We start from the raw sequence: 19,006 nt of genomic DNA on the forward strand, positions 1-19,006 counted from the left end.
TATTTTTAAACTTTGCAAACCTGTTCATACATATGGAACTGATTAGCTTGGGCATTCGCTCTATCTTTATAGATAACATGATTTTCGCCTACTTTTTGGGTATGTGCTCCTATTTGGCAGTATCTAAAAAAGTGCCTACTGCTTTAGGTTTGGGTTTGGCTGTTATCTTCGTTTTGACTACTACTATGCCACTCAACTGGCTGATTACTAAGTATATCCTTCAAGAAGGGGCGCTGACTTGGATAAGCCCTGCTTTCGCTGAAGTTGATTTGTCATTCCTGACGTTTATCGTGTTTATCGCCGTTATCGCAGGCTTTGTGCAGTTGACTGAGATGGCGGTAGAAAAATTTGCTCCGGCGCTATATGGTGCTTTGGGTATTTTCCTTCCGCTGATTGCAGTAAACTGTGCGATCTTGGGTGGTTCACTATTTATGCAAGGTCGCCCTTACAATCTCGTTGAGGCTACTGTTTACGGCTTTAGCTCAGGCATTGGCTGGTTGATCGCTATTGTAGCGCTTGCAGCTATTCGCGAAAGATTATATTACTCCAATGTTCCAAAACCTCTGAAGGGATTGGGCATCACTTTTATTCTTGTAGGTTTAATGTCGCTCGGATTTTTGAGCTTTATGGGTATTACGTTGTGATAATCTTTATCATTAAAAAAGGTCGTTTCGAAACACCGAAACGACCTTTTTCTATTTATTTTTACATAAAAACGATCATGGAGATTAGAACTTTTGCACCGCCTTCTGCGCGACCTGTTTTACAACTCAAGGCAATCCCCCAGATGAGGGCGCATTCGGAGATTGCAGTAGTAGGTGCGGGCGCTTTTGGCGGGTGGACTGCCTTGCACTTGTTGCGCTTAGGATACCGCGTAACACTGATAGACGCACTGGGACCGGGAAACTCCCGTGCAAGTTCAGGAGATGAGACTCGAGTCATCCGCAGCACCTACGGCGACAACGAAACCTACTTTGACCTGAGCAGGCGAGCCTTGCAACTTTGGCAGGAAAATCAGGAACGTTGGGGCAGGCAGTTGCTGCACAAGACAGGCTTGCTGTGGTTCTGCTATCGCGAAGAGATGCCGTTTATAGATGCTACACTACCTTTTATGGCCAAGCATGGCCTTTCCTATGAGTTTCTGACCGCAGCGGAGGCGCGTTATCGCTATCCTTTAATTAACTTCGAGGATCTTCACCATGTAGTATTCGATCAGGAGGCTGGCTACCTAATGGCGCGCGAAGGCTGTAGGGCAGTAGTAGATGCCTTTGTTGCAGAAGGTGGGACTTACATACATGCGCAGGCACAGCCGATGGCTATAGACAATCATCAGTTGTCGGGTATCCGCCTTTCCGATGGCAGTCTGATACATGCACAGGCATATGTTTGGGCATGCGGAGCATGGTTAGGTTATCTTTTCCCAGGTGCTTTGAAAAATGTTATTACAGCAACACGCCAAGAGGTATATTATTTTGGTGTGCCCGAGACGCAGGCGGCAGCGTGGGAAAATCTGCCAGTCTGGATTGATTGGGACAATGCTGATGAGTTTTTCTATGGTATTCCTGCCAGTGGACATCGCGGATTTAAGATTGCCTACGATAAGCGCGGCGAGGAGATCCATCCAACGCACACGGAACGCCAACCTACGCCCTCGCTTGTAGAAAAATCGCGCCAGTTTCTAGCACATCGCTTTCCGGGCATGCTACATGCGCCGCTTACAGAAGCACGGGTTTGCCAATATGAGAATTCGCCCGATGGTAACTTTATTTTAGACAGGCATCCGGATGCTGATAATTGCTGGTTTATGGGTGGCGGCAGCGGACATGGTTACAAGCACGGGCCAGCCATTGGCGAGTTAGCTGCACAGATCGTTACTGGTATGCGAACGGTTGATCCCTTATTTAGCCTAATGAGAACTGCTGTTCAACAAGTAAAAAATACGGTCTATGGATAACAAGACAACAGAAATCTTATTGGGTTTTTCAGAATTAAATGTTACTTCTGTAGAGATAACAAATAATCGCATAAAAATCACTTGTCATAGTAAGTTTGCGGAGCATATTTGCCCGTCTTACTTGAAAAAATGTAAAAAGGTAACTTCGGTTACTACTCGCCGTGTGCGTGATTATGTCTATTTTGGGGAAAGAGGCTTATCTGAATTTAGAAAGTCGTCAGTTTTATTGTCAAGATTGTTCGCGCTATTTTCAGGAGCAGTTTTCTTTTATGCATCCCGATAAAACCCAGACCATTCGTTTAGAGAAGTACCTTACTCAGGTCTTTTAGACAAAGCCAAACACTCAAACAATGTTACTTTGTGAAAGTAGAATTGCAGAATATCTTTGAGGCCGATATGGATAAAAGCAAGGCGGAAACGCCTATTGTACAATGGATAGCGGAAGCAAAAAAAGTGTAACACAAAGCGATGGACAAATTCTTAAAAATCTTTCAAACTTGAAAAAATGATATTTTGAATTTCTTTACCTATCGCATCAGTAGTGGCGTAGTAGAAGGAATTAATGATGCTATCAAGACCCTCAAAAGAGTAGCTTATAGATTTAGAAATTTTGACCATTTCAGAAGCAGAATTTTAGTCCATTTTCTATAATCGCTAAAAAGTCGGAAGAACCAAAACTATCTTAGTTATCTCAAAACTGAATTGCCTCTATGCTACTAAAACAATTCAAACCACAACAGGCACTCAACAAAGCCTTTTCAAAACTAAAACCTAACAGGACCGAAATTGAAAGTTTCAAATCAAATCTCATTATTTTACTCAACAGAACAAATGACACCGAAACCGAAGAGTTTCATAAAAACTTAGTTTCAGACTTTTTCAAGAAAACCTATTACGACCCCAACTACTTCATCAATACCAAAGGCAGAAACGACCTTGTCATTCACAACGGAAATGATACCAACTCTACCGTCGGCGTAATCATTGAAGTCAAAAAGCCCACCAACAAAGCCGAAATGATTACAAAAGATAATCTTAACAAAAAAGCCTTTCAGGAATTGGTTTTGTATTACTTACGAGAGAGAATTACACACAAAAACCTTGAAATCAAACATTTAATAGCTACCAACATCTACGAATGGTTTATTTTTGATGAGAATTTGTTTGAAAGACTTTTTGCTCAAAATAAATCGTTTGTAAGACAATTTGAGAACTTTGAAGCAAGTAAGAAAACAACAGACGTTTTTTATAAAGAAATAGCAGAACCCTTTATTGATACCATCACTTCCGAAATTGAATTTACTTATTTTAATTTCAACGACTATTATAATCCACGATTTAAATTGTGGGCTAAAGACGATAATTCGCTGATTGCTTTGTTCAAATTGCTTTCGCCCGAACATCTTTTAAAACTTCCCTTCGCCAACGACAGCAACACGCTCGACAAAGGCTTTTACAACGAACTCTTGCACATCATCGGACTGACAGAAACCCAAGAAGCCGGCAAAAAACTCATCGTCCGAAACAAAACCGCCGAACGACACGCAGGAACTATCCTTGAAGATGCTATCATTCAACTCGATAGCTTAGATAAATTGAGCCGTCTGCAAAAGCCAGAACAATTCGGCAACACAAAAGATGAACGACTTTTCAACGTCGCCCTTGAACTGAGTATCACTTGGATAAACCGTATTTTGTTTCTGAAACTCTTAGAAGCCCAACTCATCAACTACCACAAAGGCGACAAATCGTATGCGTTTCTCAATCTTGACAAAATCAAGAACTACAACGCTCTCAACAGTTTGTTTTTTCAGGTCTTAGCTCGCAAGTATGAAGAGCGAAACGATGATGTCAAACACCTATTTGAAAAAGTCCCTTATCTGAATTCTTCGCTTTTTGAACCCACCGAACTCGAACACGCTACTATTTTTATCAGCAATCTGAAAGACGATAACATCATTCCGATTTTTTCCCAAACCGTGCTGAAAGACTTGCAAGGCAGAAAACGAACAGGCAATATCAATACGCTTCAATATCTTTTTGAGTTTTTAGATGCTTACGACTTTGGCGCAGAAGGCGGTTCAGCAATTCAGGAAGAAAACAAAACGCTCATTAACGCCTCGGTTCTCGGATTGATTTTTGAGAAAATAAACGGCTACAAAGACGGTTCGTTTTTCACGCCCGGTTTCATCACCATGTATATGTGCCGTGAGACTATTCGCAAAGCTGTAATACAAAAATTTGCCCATGATTTCCCTGATTATCAGATTAACACGATTGAAGATATTTATGAGTTGATTCCGCAAAAGATTTCAAGAAAAAAGGCAAATGAAATTGTCAATTCTCTAAAAATATGCGACCCGGCTGTCGGTTCGGGGCATTTTTTGGTTTCTGCTTTAAATGAAATCATTGCCGTTAAAAATGACCTGAAAATATTAGAAGACAAAAACGGAAAATCGCTGCACCGCTACGAAATAGAAGTAGTAAACGATGAACTGATTGTAACAGATGAAAACGGCGAACTGTTTGAATACAACCCCAATAGCAAAGAAAGCCAACGCATACAAGAAACGCTTTTCCACGAAAAACAAACCATCATAGAAAACTGCTTGTTCGGTGTGGACATCAACCCTAACTCGGTGAAAATTTGCCGTTTGCGTTTGTGGATTGAGCTATTGAAAAATGCTTATTACAAAACCGATATAGCCCACGGTTTAAACCGTGGGCTATGGGAATTGGAAACCCTTCCCAACATTGACATCAATATCAAATGCGGAAACTCACTTGTGAGCCGTTTTCCGATAGACCAATCCATCACGCACGTTTTCAAACGTGGAAGCAAATGGAATATGGATACCTATAAAATTGCCGTCGCTACCTATCGCAACGCCCAAAGCAAAGAACAAAAGCGGGAAATGGAACGCCTGATTGCCGATATAAAATCGGATTTTAGAAGCGAAATAGCCAAAAATGACCCCAAACTTTTGCGAAAACGCAAACTCGAAGGCGAACTATTCAATTTGATGAACCAAACGAGCGTTTTTGAAGCAAGCCAAAAAGAGATAAAAGAACGAGAGAAAAAAGCCGAAAAACTCACCGAAGAAATACAAAAGTTGGAAGCCGAAATTGAAGAAATTAAAAGCAACAAAATTTACGAAAACGCTTTTGAGTGGCGTTTTGAATTTCCTGAAGTGCTGAACGATGACGGCGATTTTGTGGGATTTGATGTAGTGATTGCGAATCCGCCGTATGTATCAAGTAAAGAAATTAAAGAAACGCAAAAGTCTGTTTATGCAACTGCTTATCAGACGGCAAAATTTCAATATGACTTATTCTCACTTTTTATAGAGAAATCCGTAGTTTTACTAAGACATCAAGGAATAAGCGGATTAATAATTCCGGATTCTTTCTTAGCACGAAGTAGTTTCAAAACTATTCGTGAATATCTTTATCGGAATACATTACTCACAAAACTGCTTCATATCGATGATATCTTTGATGAAGCATCTGTTGGTTCTTGTGTATGCTTTTTTAAAAAAGAAGTAAGCAGAGAATCTCAATTTATTGAGTACACTAAAACTCAAAATATTAAATCATTCATAAGCGGTCAATTTCAAGTAAAACAAATTCAATACTTAACTCATGAAAAGATTAACTCATTTCGTCTATTATTTATCAATGGTGATGAGTTGGCACTTTTAGCTAAACTATTTGATAATGAATATTTTGTTAACCACATTCATATTTGGCGTGGAGAGGAAATTGGCAAGAAAAGTGATGTTATTCTTGACAGCTATCTTTCGGAAGATGCGATGCCAATTATTTCAGGTGAGCATATAGAACGTTACTGTTTTAAAGGAGCAATAAAATTTATTCAGCGAAAAAATATTCTTAAGGATTTAGCAAGATATGAGGCACAAAAAATTGTTATCCGTCAGTTAGGTACTCGTATCAATGCTACGCTTTCAACAAACAAAGAAATTGCTACCCAGTCAGTTTATTGTTTATACTCAACAAGCGAATACTATACAAATGAGTTAATTTTGGCAATACTTAACTCAAAACTCATTCATTTTGTATATCGCAGTATCTTTGCTGAAAAACAACAGTTTCCCAGAATTTTGATAGAAAATATCAATAATATGGTATTACCCAAACAAAATCCTGTGTCTTTCAGAGCGGTGGAAAGTTTAGTAACAAACATACTATCCATCAAGAAGCAAAACCCATCAGCCAATACCACCGAATTAGAAAACCAAATTGACCAACTCGTTTATCAGTTGTACGGCTTGACGGACGAGGAAATCGCTATCATTGAAAATTCAACCAAAAATTGATGGCGATTGGCGAACCCCCAAATAGCCACAGATGAATTGGTGGACTATTAAAAAATGGATCAATCTACGTTTTAAGATTTCTTCGATACGTTAAACCAAGATGATTTTTATGAAAATGGTTTGTACCTAAAATATAGCAGCAGGTAAATGCTATACTCAAAAGTAATTGGTTTTAACGACTGTTATTGGTTTTTGAAGGAAAAGGAGTTAAGGAGTTCCGCGTGAGGCATGCGAAGGGTGTGGCGTAAGCTCCAGTGAATTGCCTGATGAGGTAGTATGATCATTGCCTTGTAACGATTTTATGCTGTCAATATGCAAAAAATCTACGTGGTAGATGATTCATTTTAGTATAAAATCAATGATAGCTATACTCATAGACAATCATTTGTTGTCCCTGCCCGCGTATATCCAGCAAAGTAATGCGCATTAGCAAGTCGTTCCGGTAGCTTTTGACTTCTTCAACATCGAAACTGTTTTGGAAGTAAGATCTCCAGATTTCTATGCGCTCCTCCTCGTTTGGATAGCGATACAGGATTTCGCGGGTCATCTCCCATGCAGCATCATCCGATGAGAGATACCAGTTTTTGAACTCGCTCAGTCTGCCTTGTTCGTCGTAGAAATACTCTCTGCGCGTAGTACCACCCTGCGCGTAAGGCTGTTCAAACGACTCAACCATCCGCCCGCTCAAGCTGTCATATGTTGCCTGAAAGACTATTCTTTTCTGTATTTCATTTCCTGCCGAATACGTATATTTTGTCGTCAGGCTGTCGCGGCTGTTGTATTCAAATTCTTCAAAATCATCTGTTTGGCTGTCAGGCTGCTGGGGGCGTCGTTTGCCGTAGGTAATGATGCGCGTGTGTGTACGCATCAGCAGCCCCTGTGGAGAGTATGTATGGCGAATATGAGTAATCGTGGAATCTCCTTCGCGGTCGGCAGCTGCCCAGTACGACCAACTGGCTACGAGTTTGTTTTGTCTATTGAGCGAGTCGTATCTCATGTATCGCCCTCCCGCCAATTCTTCGCTGCGCACAATGGTTACATAAGGGCTGGGATAGTTATAATTTAGCTGACCGTTCCAAAAACTCTCTCCACACATTTGATAAGAGCTTATCATGCGGTTTTGCGCATCATAAGCGTATTTCATTGTGCAGTACAAGTCAGGCAGGTATCTGTATAACAGATTACCATTCGGATCGTACTGCTCGTGCAGTTGGAGCTGCCGCTCAATGCTGCCTGCCATTATCTGAAAAGCCTTTACTTCCTTCACTTTTTGCGTCCAAACCGGGGGGCTATGCAAAAGCGCTATCATGCTGATTGCTAAAAAGTAATACCGCATATGCTGAGTGGTTTATCAGCTAAAGTAGCTTTTTTTATACATAAATATATTAGTTTTGTTTGTATGCCTTTGAATAAAGTCGTTTTACTATATCTGGCATTGTGCTTTGCTGCCGCACTGCAAGCACAAAACAATAAAGCCATTGCAGACAGCCTGCTGCAACTGCTGCCTCAAAGTATCAACGACACATTTCGCATACAAATACTAAATGAGCTAAGTTTTACCACTTCCCACAACGAGCCGGCTGCCTCCTACAACTACGCAAAGGAAGCGCTGGAACTTTCCCGCAAACTCTCCTATCAGCGCGGCGAAAGTACTGCCTTAGGGCTGATCGGTACTTTCTACGAGCGGCTCGGCGATTATGCTATGGCATTGGACTACAAGCTACAGGCGCTAAAAATCAGCGAACAGATTAATATACGCTCTGCACAAGCCCGAAGCTATAACAGTATTGGCATCCTTTACTTTCGACAAAAGCAATACGAAAAAGCACTTAACTACTACGAACAAGCACTCCAATTAGCCCTCGAACAGCAGCAAGAAGAAGCAGCTGCAGTTTACTTGCTCAACATCGGCGAAGCGTACCAAGAGATAGGACAATATGATAAGGCGGTAGAGTATCAGGAAAAATCTATGAAAATCAGCCGTTTAGATCCTAATATGCAGGACTGCGTTGCATTCTCGCTGGGGATCATCGGCAAGTGTCGGCTGGCTGAACAACGCTATAATGATGCACTCCGTAACATAGAAGAGAGCCTTAAAATATTCCGCAGCATCGAAGATCGGGCAAGTGTTGCTGAATATCTCATACAACTGGGAATGATCTACAAGCAACTAAAGAATTATCCACAGGCACTTGCGCACCTGACCGAAGCTATTGCGCTCAGTTGCGAGTTGCAGAATAAAATTTTTGAGAAAGACGCAGAGGCAGTGCTTGCAGAAGTTTATGCGCTGCAAGGCAACTACAAAGAAGCATTTGAAGCTCAAAAACGTTACTTGGCGTTGCATGAAGCTATTTTTAATGAAAACAGCACTCGCCAAATGTCGCAAATGCAAACCATTTACGATACCCAAAAAAAGCAGGCACAGATAGAAATATTGCAAAAAGACAAGCAACTCAAAGAGGAAGAAGCCCGTGTTGCACACACAATTACTTACTTTTTTCTGGCTTTAGTACTGATGGCTACTGCGTTGCTCGGTGTTGTGTACCGCAGCAACCGCCAACAGCAGAAAGCTAACCAGCTACTGACCGACAAGAATGCTGAAATTGCAAACAAAAACATTGAACTTGAGCAGCAAAAAGAGGAAATTCTGGCACAAAGCACCCTGATGGAAGAGCAAAACAAAGTGCTGCACGTGCAGAATGAAGAAATCCAAAGCCAGCGTAATGCTATTACAGCGAGTATCAGCTATGCCCTGCGCATTCAAACAGCGCTGTTACCTGCCGAAGAGCAACTAAAAAACTATTTTAAGGATGGTTTTATTTTCTATCAACCGCGCGATATTGTCAGCGGCGACTTCTACTACTTTACAACCGTACAAGATGAGATAAACAATGCTGAAAAAATTGTTGTGGCAGCTATTGACTGCACCGGACATGGTGTACCGGGCGCCCTAATGAGCATGATTGGACACACTATTCTCAATCAACTCATTGACGTACAATGTATTACGTCGCCTACCCAAATTTTGGAAGAGTTACACCGCAAAGTGCGAATGATGCTTAGGCAGGACAGTAGCGATAACCGCGACGGCATGGACATCGCTTTGTGTGTCATTGACCAAAAAGCACAGATGCTACATTTTGCAGGAGCAAAAAATGATCTGTACGTTCTACAAAACAAGGAACTGCAAATTATTCGTGGCGACAGATACAGTATCGGCGGACACCAACCCGAGCAGCAACGGTACTTTACAGCACACACACTGCCACTTACCAATGATATGAGATTTTATCTGGCTACTGACGGATTCAAGGATCAGTTTGGCAGTACGACCAATAAAAAGTTCTCGCCGCAACGATTCAGAAACTTACTAATCGAATTGCAACAAAGTCCTATGAGCCAACAACGGCGACAACTTGCTCACACCTTCAACAACTGGAAAGGCAACCAATCGCAGACAGACGACGTACTCGTTATTGGTTGGCAATACGCTTAGCATCGCATAAAAAATCCTGTCAGGATTTGCCCCTGACAGGATTTTTATCTACTTAATTCTAACCGATTAATAACCCGGGTTCTGTGTCAGACGAGGATTTGCATCAATCTGTGCCTGTGGAATAGGGAATAAGTTGCGGATTGGCTGGCTCGCAGGCTTATTCGTCCAAGCGTTAGTAAAGCGCTGATGACGAATCAAGTCTGTGCGACGAGTAGCTTCCCAACCTAACTCTGTGGAGCGCTCACGCAGAATTTGTGCACGGAAAGTATCGCGGTTGAAACCTGCGGCAGACAACGGACGTGGAGGACTGATAGAGCGATTACGCACTTGGTTAACTAAGTTGATAGCCTCACCGGTAGGACCGCTCAGTTCGTTCAAAGCCTCAGCTTTCATCAACAGTACATCCGCATAACGCAAGATAAAGTAATCGTTACCTGCATCCCCTCCATTTTGATTCGGGTCAATCTCCCACTTCAATACACGAACGCCTGCACCTTCAGAAGCGTTCACCAAAGGAACATCACGGGTAAATATCAAAGGATTACCGCTGCGATCAAAAGCAGGCTGTCCGGTGAGGAAGTTGATGGCGCGCCCCTCTTGCAAAATATTGCGACGTATATCGCCAGGCTCATTGAACTGATCAATAAATTCAGCAATGGTACAGAAGCCATTCCAAGGAGACTGTGGCAACTGGTTGTAGTGGAAATTACGCATGGTGAAGGTCAAGCCCAAATCTTGCAAATTGAGGTTGCCGATTACAAAGATTGCTTCCGGTGAAGTGTGGTTATTCACTACGAAGTTATCGAAGTAGTTGGTAGCCAGCCGGTACACATTGCTGTTAATAACCGCATCGCAAGCAGCCACACAGTCTTGCCAACGTGCAGTACCGGTGTAAACCTGTGCGTTGAGGTACATTCTTGCGAGTAATGCATTAGCTGCTCCTTTGGTTGCGCGGCCAAAGTTTGCTCCGGTAGCTGTTAAAGGCAAGTCTGCTGCAGCAGCACGCAATTCAGTTTCAATAAAATTGAACACTTCCTGACGGCTGTTGCGGGCAGGTGGGTTTGCAGCATCAACTGTCGGAGTAGTCACAACGGGAACACCACCAAAGAAATCCATTAGCTGGAAATAGAAAAACGCACGAAGGAATCGGGCTTCTGCACTAAACGCTTTTTTAAGATCATCGCTCACATTAGAGCGAGACAAATTGTCAATAAATACATTCGCGCGTGCAACACCCGTGTAAGCATCAATCCATGCGCCGTTCAACATTGGGTGTGTTTTATCCCATGTATGCGTATGCAATTGTGCCCAAACACCGCCATCGCCCCAGTCCCCACCACGCTGAGGTACCATTGTTTCGTCGGAAGTGTGCTGCGAAATATTGTAATAATTCCACAGATACGAACGTAGCTGTGCATAGATAGGCACTAAAGTAGAGAGTGCCTGTGCATCATTGCGGAAGAAGTTTTCAGGAACAATTTGGCTGAATACATCCTCTTCCAGATTCGTACAACCGGAATACACCAGCGTGGAACACGCCAAAGCACCGGCTACGAAATACTTTGTTATTTTGCTCTTCATTATCATAAGAACACGATTTTAGTTTAAATTACAATTTTTTGTTGAAGTTCCTTGTTTGAACACATAAGTGTATTTTTTGTCCAGCAGCCACTCTATCAGATACTTAAGTGATAAAATGCCTTCCGGAACTTCTTAGAAACCTATGCTCAGACCTACCATGAAGGTACGGGCACGAGGATAGTTTGCGTAATCATAGCCCGGAAATGCCGCAGCTACTTCAGGGTCTAGACCAGAGTACTTAGTGATGATAAACAGATTCTGTCCTGTAACATAAGCGCGCAAATTGCTTAACCAGTTTACTTTGCTAACATCAAAGGTGTAGCCAACGGTTGCATTTTGTAGACGCAGGAAAGATCCATCTTCGATCCAGCGGTCGGAGAACTTCGGTGTTTCCTGAAGATTTGTGCCATCGGTCAGGGCTTCGCGCAGCATATTGATATTGGTGAATACATTGTTTTTCAAGGTGTATTCCAGCGCAGTGTTGTTGAATACCTCTACGCCCTGCACACCTTGCAGGAAGAAGCTAACATCTAAGTTCTTGTAGCGGAAACTGTTGTTGATACCGTAAGTCAAACGTGGATTGGGATTACCTAACACCTGACGAGGGCCCAAGATCTGTACACCGTTTTCAATACGAAGCAGCGTAGGACCATACCATGAGTTGGCAGGCAAGCCGGGAGCAATCACCTGCGTATTAACACCTGACTGACCTGCACCGGAAGCGCCCGCACGGAAGATAGAGTCAGCGCTGCCCGCAAGGCTCACTACTTTATTTTGGATGTGTGCAAAGTTGGCAGAAATATCCCAACGGAAATCGCCTTTATCAACAGCAGTGTAGTTGGCAGCAAACTCGATACCTTTGTTTTCTACCTCGCCCGCATTGCCCAGAATTGTAGGAACCACGGCAGGCTGCGGAACTGCAAATTCCAACAGCAGGTCGGTAGTGCGCTTAATGAAGTAGTCAACACTACCCGTCAGACGGTTATCAAAGAAACCGTAGTCAATACCTACGTTAAATTGAGCCGTTTCTTCCCACTTCAGGTTCGGATTCGGGTTTTGGGTCAGTGCAACACCTGTCAAAGGTAAACCACCAATGACAGCACGCAGCCCCGGATCGGCATTGAAGATGGTCAATGAGCGGCGATTGCCGATTTCTTGACTACCTGTGATACCATAGCTGGCACGAATTTTCAAATCGGTTACAACATCAATGTCTTTCATGAAATTTTCTTCAACTAAGCGCCATGCAACGGAAGCTGAAGGGAAGTTGCCCCATTTGTTGTTTGCACCGAAGCGAGAAGAACCATCGCGACGCAAGGTAGCTGTAAATAGGTATTTGCCGGCAATATCGTAGTTGGCACGTGCATAAAATGAAATCAGACGACTGTTCTCTTTAAATGAGAATGGAGGGATACCTGCCAATGCGGTTGAATTGCCTGCGCCTAAGTTGTGAGGGCCAAAAGCATCTGTAATAAAATCGCGTCCGGCAGCACCAAAACCCTCGCGGGTGAAAATCTGGTAGTCATAACCTGCAATTACATTTAGGTTGTGGTTTTCCATGAGCGTTCTCTGATAACTAAAGTAAGACTCAAAGCGCTCGAAACCAAAATCATTTTGGCGAATAGCTGCCTCACCGCCAAAAGGTAAACCGGCAGGGTTCTCGCGAGGAATATAAATCTTACGGGTAGAAAGGTTGCGGTCTGTACTTACGGCAACGCGTGCTTTCAAACCTTTCACCAACTCATAAGTAGCGCCCAAGTTAGCGAAGATACGGTTTGTAACAACATTATCGCTCAACTGAGTAGCTAATGCAACCGGGTTGCGGATAGAAGGCGAAGGATATTCAAAGAAAGAACCGTCAGGTTTTCTCACAGGGAAAGTTGGGTTCATTTTCATTACGTTGGTGAATAAACCACCTTCAAAACCACCCGTAGCAGAGTAAGGCACTAATTGGTCATTCACCTGAGAACCCATTAATTGTAATTCAAGGTTCAGCTTATCATTAATAGCTTTGTGGTTTACGTTAATACGACCTGAAACGCGGGTCATACCTGAGTTGATAACCATACCATCCTGCCTGAAGTAGTTCACAGAGGCGCGGTATTGTGTTCTGGCTGTGCCACCACCAAAAGAAAGGTCATGGTTATGCACAAGTGCGCTGCGCAGAACTTCGCGTTGCCAGTCTGTGTCGGCATTGCCCAGATCGTTGTTCAGGTTGTTAGCCTGTACGAACTGACGGTATTCTGAAGCGTTCAGCAGTGGCAGGTACTTGGAAGGAGTGTTTACACCTACATAGGTATCGTAGTTTAGTGTGCCTTTGCCTTCTTTGCCTTTCTTGGTTGTGATGATGATTACGCCATTGGCGCCACGTGAACCGTAAATGGCTGCCGCAGACGCATCTTTCAATATGTCAATAGACTCAATATCATTGGGATTCAGCGAGTTCAACGGGTTTCGTGGAGGAGCAGCACCAAGATTTGCACCGCCCGGAGTAACTGTGCCGTTGTCAATAGGCACACCGTCAATTACATATAGAGGCAAGTTACTTGCATTGATAGAAGTACCGCCGCGAATAGTTACGTTAGGGTTGGCACCCGGATCGCCGTTAGCTGATGTGATAACAACACCGGGAGCGCGACCTTGCAACAACTGCTCAGGCGATACAATAACACCGGGGTTGAAGTCTTTTGCCTTTACCGAAGTCATAGAGCCGGTGATGTCGCGCTTACGCTGTTCGCCGTAACCAACAACTACTACTTCAGAAAGTGCCCGTACGTCTACTGCCAGTCTGACGTTGATATTATCCTGCGTACCTACGCTTACTTCCTGTGTAATAAAACCAACATAAGAAAATATAAGCACAGGATCATCCCCTGAAACCGAAAGGCTGAAGTTGCCTTCTACGTCCGTAATAGTACCTGTGTTAGTACCTTTCAAGGTTACGTTTACACCGGGTAATGCGCTGCCGTCTTCATCAGACGTAACCTTACCCTTTACTGTGCGACTTTGTGCGTAGAGCAAATTCGCACTTAGCATTAGCAAGCAAGCCAAAGCTAATTGTAGTAAAAATTTCATTTTCATGTTCATGTGAATTGCTATTTGTGGTAATTTGCAAAAATTTGTCAAAAATATTACTTACAGTTGACAGGGGCATGGCTGACAGCAAAAATGAAAACAATAATCACAAGCAAGATGGCTTTGATCAATGTTGCAGAGATTACTTCGTGAATACTGATATGGTATTCAGAAGTCAGTGAAAGGTGCAGCGAGGTGGGTTGTAGTAGTTGTCTTTCATTGTCATATTTATTGCTAATTTAAGTTACAAGTGATGGCAAATATAATATAAAAAGCATATGTCAAACAAGTATCCCATTTTTTTTTAACTTTGCATGTAAGAGTTAAATTCATTACAAATGCAGCCTTGGGAAGATAATTCAGTTGAAATTCTTGAAATCAGTGAGTTAGACGAACTACTGGTTGACAATCATGATCTGGTCGTTTTTAACGATGATGTAAATACCTTTGACTTTGTCATCCAGACGCTGATTACAGTTTGCGGACACACTCCTGAACAAGCCGAGCAATGCACTTTGATTATTCACTACAAAGGCAAATGCACTGTGAAAAAGGGTAGTTTTGATCAATTGCGTCCTATGCGCGACGCAATTACCGAAAGAGGTATCGGGGCGGCTATCCTGTAATCATTAGCCTGATGAACTATCCCTCTAAATTGGTTGAAGCTGCCGTTGCGGAAATTTCTAAGCTGCCCGGTATTGGCAAGAAAACCGCACTCAGGCTGGCGCTGCACCTGCTCAAACAAGAGGAAAAATACAGCATCCAACTGGCGGAGGCAATCATCAGGCTGCGCAAAGAAACCACCTACTGCCAACTCTGCCACCACATTTCAGAGGCGGAGCTGTGTCAGATATGTACCGATAGCCGTCGCGACCGCAGCGTTATTTGCGTTGTAGAAGAATCGCCCGATGTCTTAGCCATCGAAAACACGGGGCAATACATGGGGCTTTACCATGTGCTTGGCGGAATTATATCGCCCATTGAAGGCGTTGGCCCTGCGGATTTGAACATCGAGTCTCTTATCAGCCGCGTGGCCAAAGGCGAAGTCAAAGAAATTATCCTTGCCATCAGTGCGACGATGGAAGGCGACACTACTGCTTTTTATTTGTCTAAAAAATTGAAAAATTACCAAGTAAAAATCACAACGCTTGCTCGCGGACTGCCCGTCGGTAGCGAACTGGAATACACCGACGAGGTAACGCTCGGGCGCAGCATTCTGGCGCGAACCAATTACGAAACCTAAGCGAAAGATGCTGAATACTGACAAAAATTACGCGGATTTTTACGGATGTGATTTATTGCATCAGTTTTTCTAAATTAGAAGAAAAAATCAGCGTTTATCAGTGTAATCAGCTGGTATCCGCATGTTACTGAACAACCCCAAACAAACAATCTTATGCAAAAAACATACTTCCTCGCGGCGTTGCTGTTGTTTAGTTGGGCTTGCGGCAACTCATCGCAAACAACCACCGATACTTCCACCGAAAACGGAACTTCTGCCGTTGTAACAGATTTTCAGGCAACAGGCGACTCTATCGCCAACGCAGCTCAAAAGGCCTTTGTTGGGGCTTTGATGAAAGCTATCAACCAACAGGGGGCGGCTGGAGCCGTCGCTTTTTGTAATGTTCATGCCTTGCCAATTGCCGATTCGCTTTCGCAACGCTATAACTGCGCCATCCAGCGCATCTCTGACCGCTACCGCAACCCAGCCGATAAGCCCGATGCGGCAGACAGCGCCGTCATCGCTGATTATCAGGCGCAAAAAGCGGCAGGAACTGCGCTTGCCGCCCGTCTTTTGGAACAAGACAATCAGGTGATTTACTACAAGCCTATCATGCTGGGTATGCCGGCCTGTTTGCAATGCCACGGCGATCCGCAAACCGATATTGCGGCACCTACGCTGGCGGCGATCCGCGAAAAATATCCGAACGATTTGGCGATAGGCTATAAGCAGGGTGACCTGCGCGGGCTGTGGAAAATTACTTTCCGAAAGTAAACGTTTAATTACAAAGGTCAATTAGAAGCATGGTCTGCCTGAGATAGCCTTGCTACTGCACCCGTGCGTACTGATTCATCGCAGGCTATGAGGGTATCTGTCACATAGTCGGTCAGGTTTAAGTTGTCGGTATGGCATGCAGGGAGTAGCGCTGTTCGCGGTTACAAAGCCGCTGATGATCAGGCGCACCTGTCAAGTTAAGCCATTCATTGCTTCAGCCAATAGAAACTAATCGGCAAGTTTCAAATCCATCTATCACCTGATGCCCTGATGAGTTGCATGATGGATGAATTGCGGCTGTCCAAAAGGGCTGAATGTAGCATAGACTTCAGTCTGTAGCTATTTGATTATCAAGTGATTAAGAAATCACAGACTAGATTCCGTGTTACTTTTTGGACAGCTTCAGAAAACGGGGCAGGGATGATTTCAATGCTGCCAATGTGCAATACATACGGGATAGAAACTGCATGGTAGATCATTCATTTTTGATAAGCTCAGTAGGGGATGACACCATATTGTTGCAGCCAACGACTATGCGCTAATCATCGTGTCGAGCTTTGTTGTGAAGTATCGTTAAAATTATTGCAATCGGCTAAGCCATATGCGATGGCGCGGTATATGCACCAGCGTCATGAGTGCCAATCCCAGAATGAAAAAGACAGCTAAGGCAATAGCACTGTTGCGCATACTTTGGGTAAGTTGTTCTACCAAGCCAAAAGTAAATGTTCCGCCAATGATAGATACCTTTTCAACAACGTCATAAAAGCTGAAAAATGAGGTGTTGCCGGTAGTGTTTTTAGGGATCAGCTTAGTATAGGTAGAGCGCGATACCGACTGAATTCCACCCATAATCAGCCCTACGAGCGCGGCAAGGAGGTAAAACCCTAAGGCGCTATTCACCACGTAAGCTCCTGCGCAAACGACTAACCAAAGCCCCAGCATGATATTGACAGATAGTTTGTTGCTGATATTTTTTGCAATACGGGCAAACAGATAGCCGCCGGGAATAGCAATTAACTGAATAATCAGCACAGTCATAATTAGCTTATCGGCACTCATTTTGATTTCTTTTTCGCCAAAAGTTGCCGCCAGCAGCATCACGGTTTGCACCCCCATGCTGTAGCAAAAGAACGCCATGAGGTAATATTGGGTAGATTGCAGCCTGCGCAATTGTTCCCAAACGTTTTTCAATCGTCTGTAGCCATGCGTTAGAAGAGCAGTGGAGGGTTCTGCTTCCCGAGAGCTACCGGGCAAATAGAAAAACGTATATTGAGCAAATACCATCCACCAGATGCCCACAGAAGCCAGCGACAGGCGGACGGCATGTTCTTGGTTGTTGATACCGAACCACTGCGGCTGCTCGATCATCAGCAGGTTGACAACCAGCAGTAATACTCCCCCCAAATACCCATAGGCAAAGCCACGCGCACTAACACTGTCCAGACGGTCGCGCCTGACAATTTCGGGGAGATAGGCATTGTAGAATACCAGACTGCCCGTATAACCAAAGCAGGCAAGGATATTACAGGCAATTCCCCATACGATATTATCGCCTTCGAAGAAATACAGCCCAAGACAAGCAATAGCACCCAGATAAGTAAAGAAGCGCATCATTGGCTTGCGAAAGCGTCCGTAGTCTGCAATACCTGCCAGCAGCGGCGAGAGCAAAGCAGCCAACAAAAACGCAAAAGCAATAGAGTAGGAATAAAGCACCGTGTTACTGATGCGCCAGCCTAAAAAAACGACTATATCCCCGCCAAAAGCGCTGCGCGTAACCGAATTGTAATACACCGGAAACAGGGTCGAGCTAATCACGAGCATGTAGGCTGAATTAGCCCAATCGTACATGCACCAGGCGTGTATAATACGCGGGTCATCCTTTTTTTGCATAACTTTGCCTTAATCGCAAATATACGCTAAATGTTTACAGGCATCATTGAAGCAATAGGCAAAGTAACAGCCATTCACAAGGAACACAGCAATATCCACCTGCATATTGCATCGCCTATTTCCCACGAGTTGAAAATAGACCAGAGTGTGTCGCACAATGGGGTATGCCTGACCGTTATAGCCGTAGAGCAGGATACGCATATTGTTACAGCGATTCAAGAAACGCTCGACAAGACGAATCTGGGTGATTTGCAGGTAGGGGCAGCCGTCAATTTGGAGCGCTGTATGGTTGCCAATGGCAGATTCGACGGTCATTTTGTGCAAGGGCACATAGACCAGACTGGAGTCTGTATCTATGCGGCTGATGAGAACGGTAGCTGGCGTTATACTTTTTCCTACGATACTGCAACGGGGAATTTTACGGTCGAAAAAGGCTCAATTGCTGTCAACGGGGTGAGTCTGACTGTTATAGACAGCAAACCCGGCGAGTTCAGTGTGGCTATTATTCCCTATACCTATACACATACTACTTTTCGGGAGCTGCAAGTAGGCGATCGTGTCAATCTTGAATTTGATGTACTTGGTAAATACATTAAGCGGATTATGGATCTACATTTTGCTGCCGCTTATAAATAAGTTGCCGTTCCGCGCAATAAATTGTACTATAAACAGTTTTA

General features: G+C 43.7%; 13 protein-coding genes. 9 read left to right on the top strand and 4 right to left on the bottom strand.

What is annotated here, in order from left to right; translation table 11 throughout:
• Positions 1 to 32: 32 nt before the first annotated feature.
• From nqrE to ACWIP2_RS12000, 4 genes are all read left to right on the top strand, one after another.
• On the top strand, positions 33 to 644 hold the full coding sequence (nqrE, locus tag ACWIP2_RS11985; RefSeq protein ID WP_448520172.1) for an NADH:ubiquinone reductase (Na(+)-transporting) subunit E: 612 nt from the start codon (positions 33 to 35) through the stop codon (positions 642 to 644).
• Between the two features lie 77 nt (positions 645 to 721).
• Positions 722 to 1,954 (top strand): FAD-dependent oxidoreductase, encoded by a 1,233-nt coding sequence (locus ACWIP2_RS11990; protein ID WP_448520173.1) that lies wholly within the window; start codon positions 722 to 724, stop codon positions 1,952 to 1,954.
• Between the two features lie 513 nt (positions 1,955 to 2,467).
• Positions 2,468 to 2,605, top strand: coding sequence for a transposase (locus tag ACWIP2_RS11995; protein ID WP_448520174.1), 138 nt, complete (start codon positions 2,468 to 2,470; stop codon positions 2,603 to 2,605).
• A gap of 59 nt (positions 2,606 to 2,664) precedes the next feature.
• Positions 2,665 to 6,291, top strand: coding sequence for a type IIG restriction enzyme/methyltransferase (locus tag ACWIP2_RS12000; RefSeq protein ID WP_448520175.1), 3,627 nt, complete (start codon positions 2,665 to 2,667; stop codon positions 6,289 to 6,291).
• Between the two features lie 355 nt (positions 6,292 to 6,646).
• Here ACWIP2_RS12000 and ACWIP2_RS12005 read toward each other — a convergent pair whose 3' ends face one another.
• Positions 6,647 to 7,627, bottom strand: coding sequence for a hypothetical protein (locus tag ACWIP2_RS12005; RefSeq protein ID WP_448520176.1), 981 nt, complete (start codon positions 7,625 to 7,627; stop codon positions 6,647 to 6,649).
• A 63-nt stretch (positions 7,628 to 7,690) separates the two neighbouring features.
• Between ACWIP2_RS12005 and ACWIP2_RS12010 the strand changes: the two genes are divergently transcribed.
• Positions 7,691 to 9,787: a tetratricopeptide repeat protein gene (locus ACWIP2_RS12010; protein ID WP_448520177.1), complete on the top strand. Its 2,097-nt coding sequence runs from the start codon at positions 7,691 to 7,693 to the stop codon at positions 9,785 to 9,787.
• A 66-nt stretch (positions 9,788 to 9,853) separates the two neighbouring features.
• Here ACWIP2_RS12010 and ACWIP2_RS12015 read toward each other — a convergent pair whose 3' ends face one another.
• Positions 9,854 to 11,368, bottom strand: a complete 1,515-nt coding sequence (locus ACWIP2_RS12015) for a RagB/SusD family nutrient uptake outer membrane protein (RefSeq protein ID WP_448520178.1) — start codon at positions 11,366 to 11,368, stop codon at positions 9,854 to 9,856.
• Positions 11,369 to 11,500: 132 nt separating this feature from the next.
• Entirely contained in the window at positions 11,501 to 14,443 is a 2,943-nt protein-coding gene (locus ACWIP2_RS12020; protein WP_448520179.1) for a SusC/RagA family TonB-linked outer membrane protein, read from the bottom strand.
• A gap of 338 nt (positions 14,444 to 14,781) precedes the next feature.
• On the opposite strand from ACWIP2_RS12020, the gene ACWIP2_RS12025 reads away from it, so the two are divergent.
• The 3 genes from ACWIP2_RS12025 to ACWIP2_RS12035 all read left to right on the top strand — a co-directional run bounded on the left by ACWIP2_RS12025 (position 14,782) and on the right by ACWIP2_RS12035 (position 16,439).
• Positions 14,782 to 15,069 (top strand): ATP-dependent Clp protease adaptor ClpS, encoded by a 288-nt coding sequence (locus ACWIP2_RS12025; RefSeq protein ID WP_448520180.1) that lies wholly within the window; start codon positions 14,782 to 14,784, stop codon positions 15,067 to 15,069.
• 11 nt (positions 15,070 to 15,080) lie between these two features.
• Positions 15,081 to 15,686: a recombination mediator RecR gene (gene recR, locus ACWIP2_RS12030; protein ID WP_448520181.1), complete on the top strand. Its 606-nt coding sequence runs from the start codon at positions 15,081 to 15,083 to the stop codon at positions 15,684 to 15,686.
• Positions 15,687 to 15,839: 153 nt separating this feature from the next.
• Entirely contained in the window at positions 15,840 to 16,439 is a 600-nt protein-coding gene (locus ACWIP2_RS12035) for a Tll0287-like domain-containing protein (protein WP_448520182.1), read from the top strand.
• A gap of 579 nt (positions 16,440 to 17,018) precedes the next feature.
• Here the strand turns inward: ACWIP2_RS12035 and ACWIP2_RS12040 are convergent.
• Positions 17,019 to 18,329 carry an MFS transporter gene (locus ACWIP2_RS12040; RefSeq protein ID WP_448520183.1) on the bottom strand — a complete coding sequence of 437 codons (1,311 nt, stop codon included), beginning with the start codon at positions 18,327 to 18,329 and terminating at the stop codon, positions 17,019 to 17,021.
• A 30-nt stretch (positions 18,330 to 18,359) separates the two neighbouring features.
• On the opposite strand from ACWIP2_RS12040, the gene ACWIP2_RS12045 reads away from it, so the two are divergent.
• Positions 18,360 to 18,965 (top strand): riboflavin synthase, encoded by a 606-nt coding sequence (locus tag ACWIP2_RS12045; RefSeq protein WP_448520184.1) that lies wholly within the window; start codon positions 18,360 to 18,362, stop codon positions 18,963 to 18,965.
• Positions 18,966 to 19,006 lie beyond the last annotated feature (41 nt).

The organism is Rhodoflexus sp. (assembly GCF_053489755.1).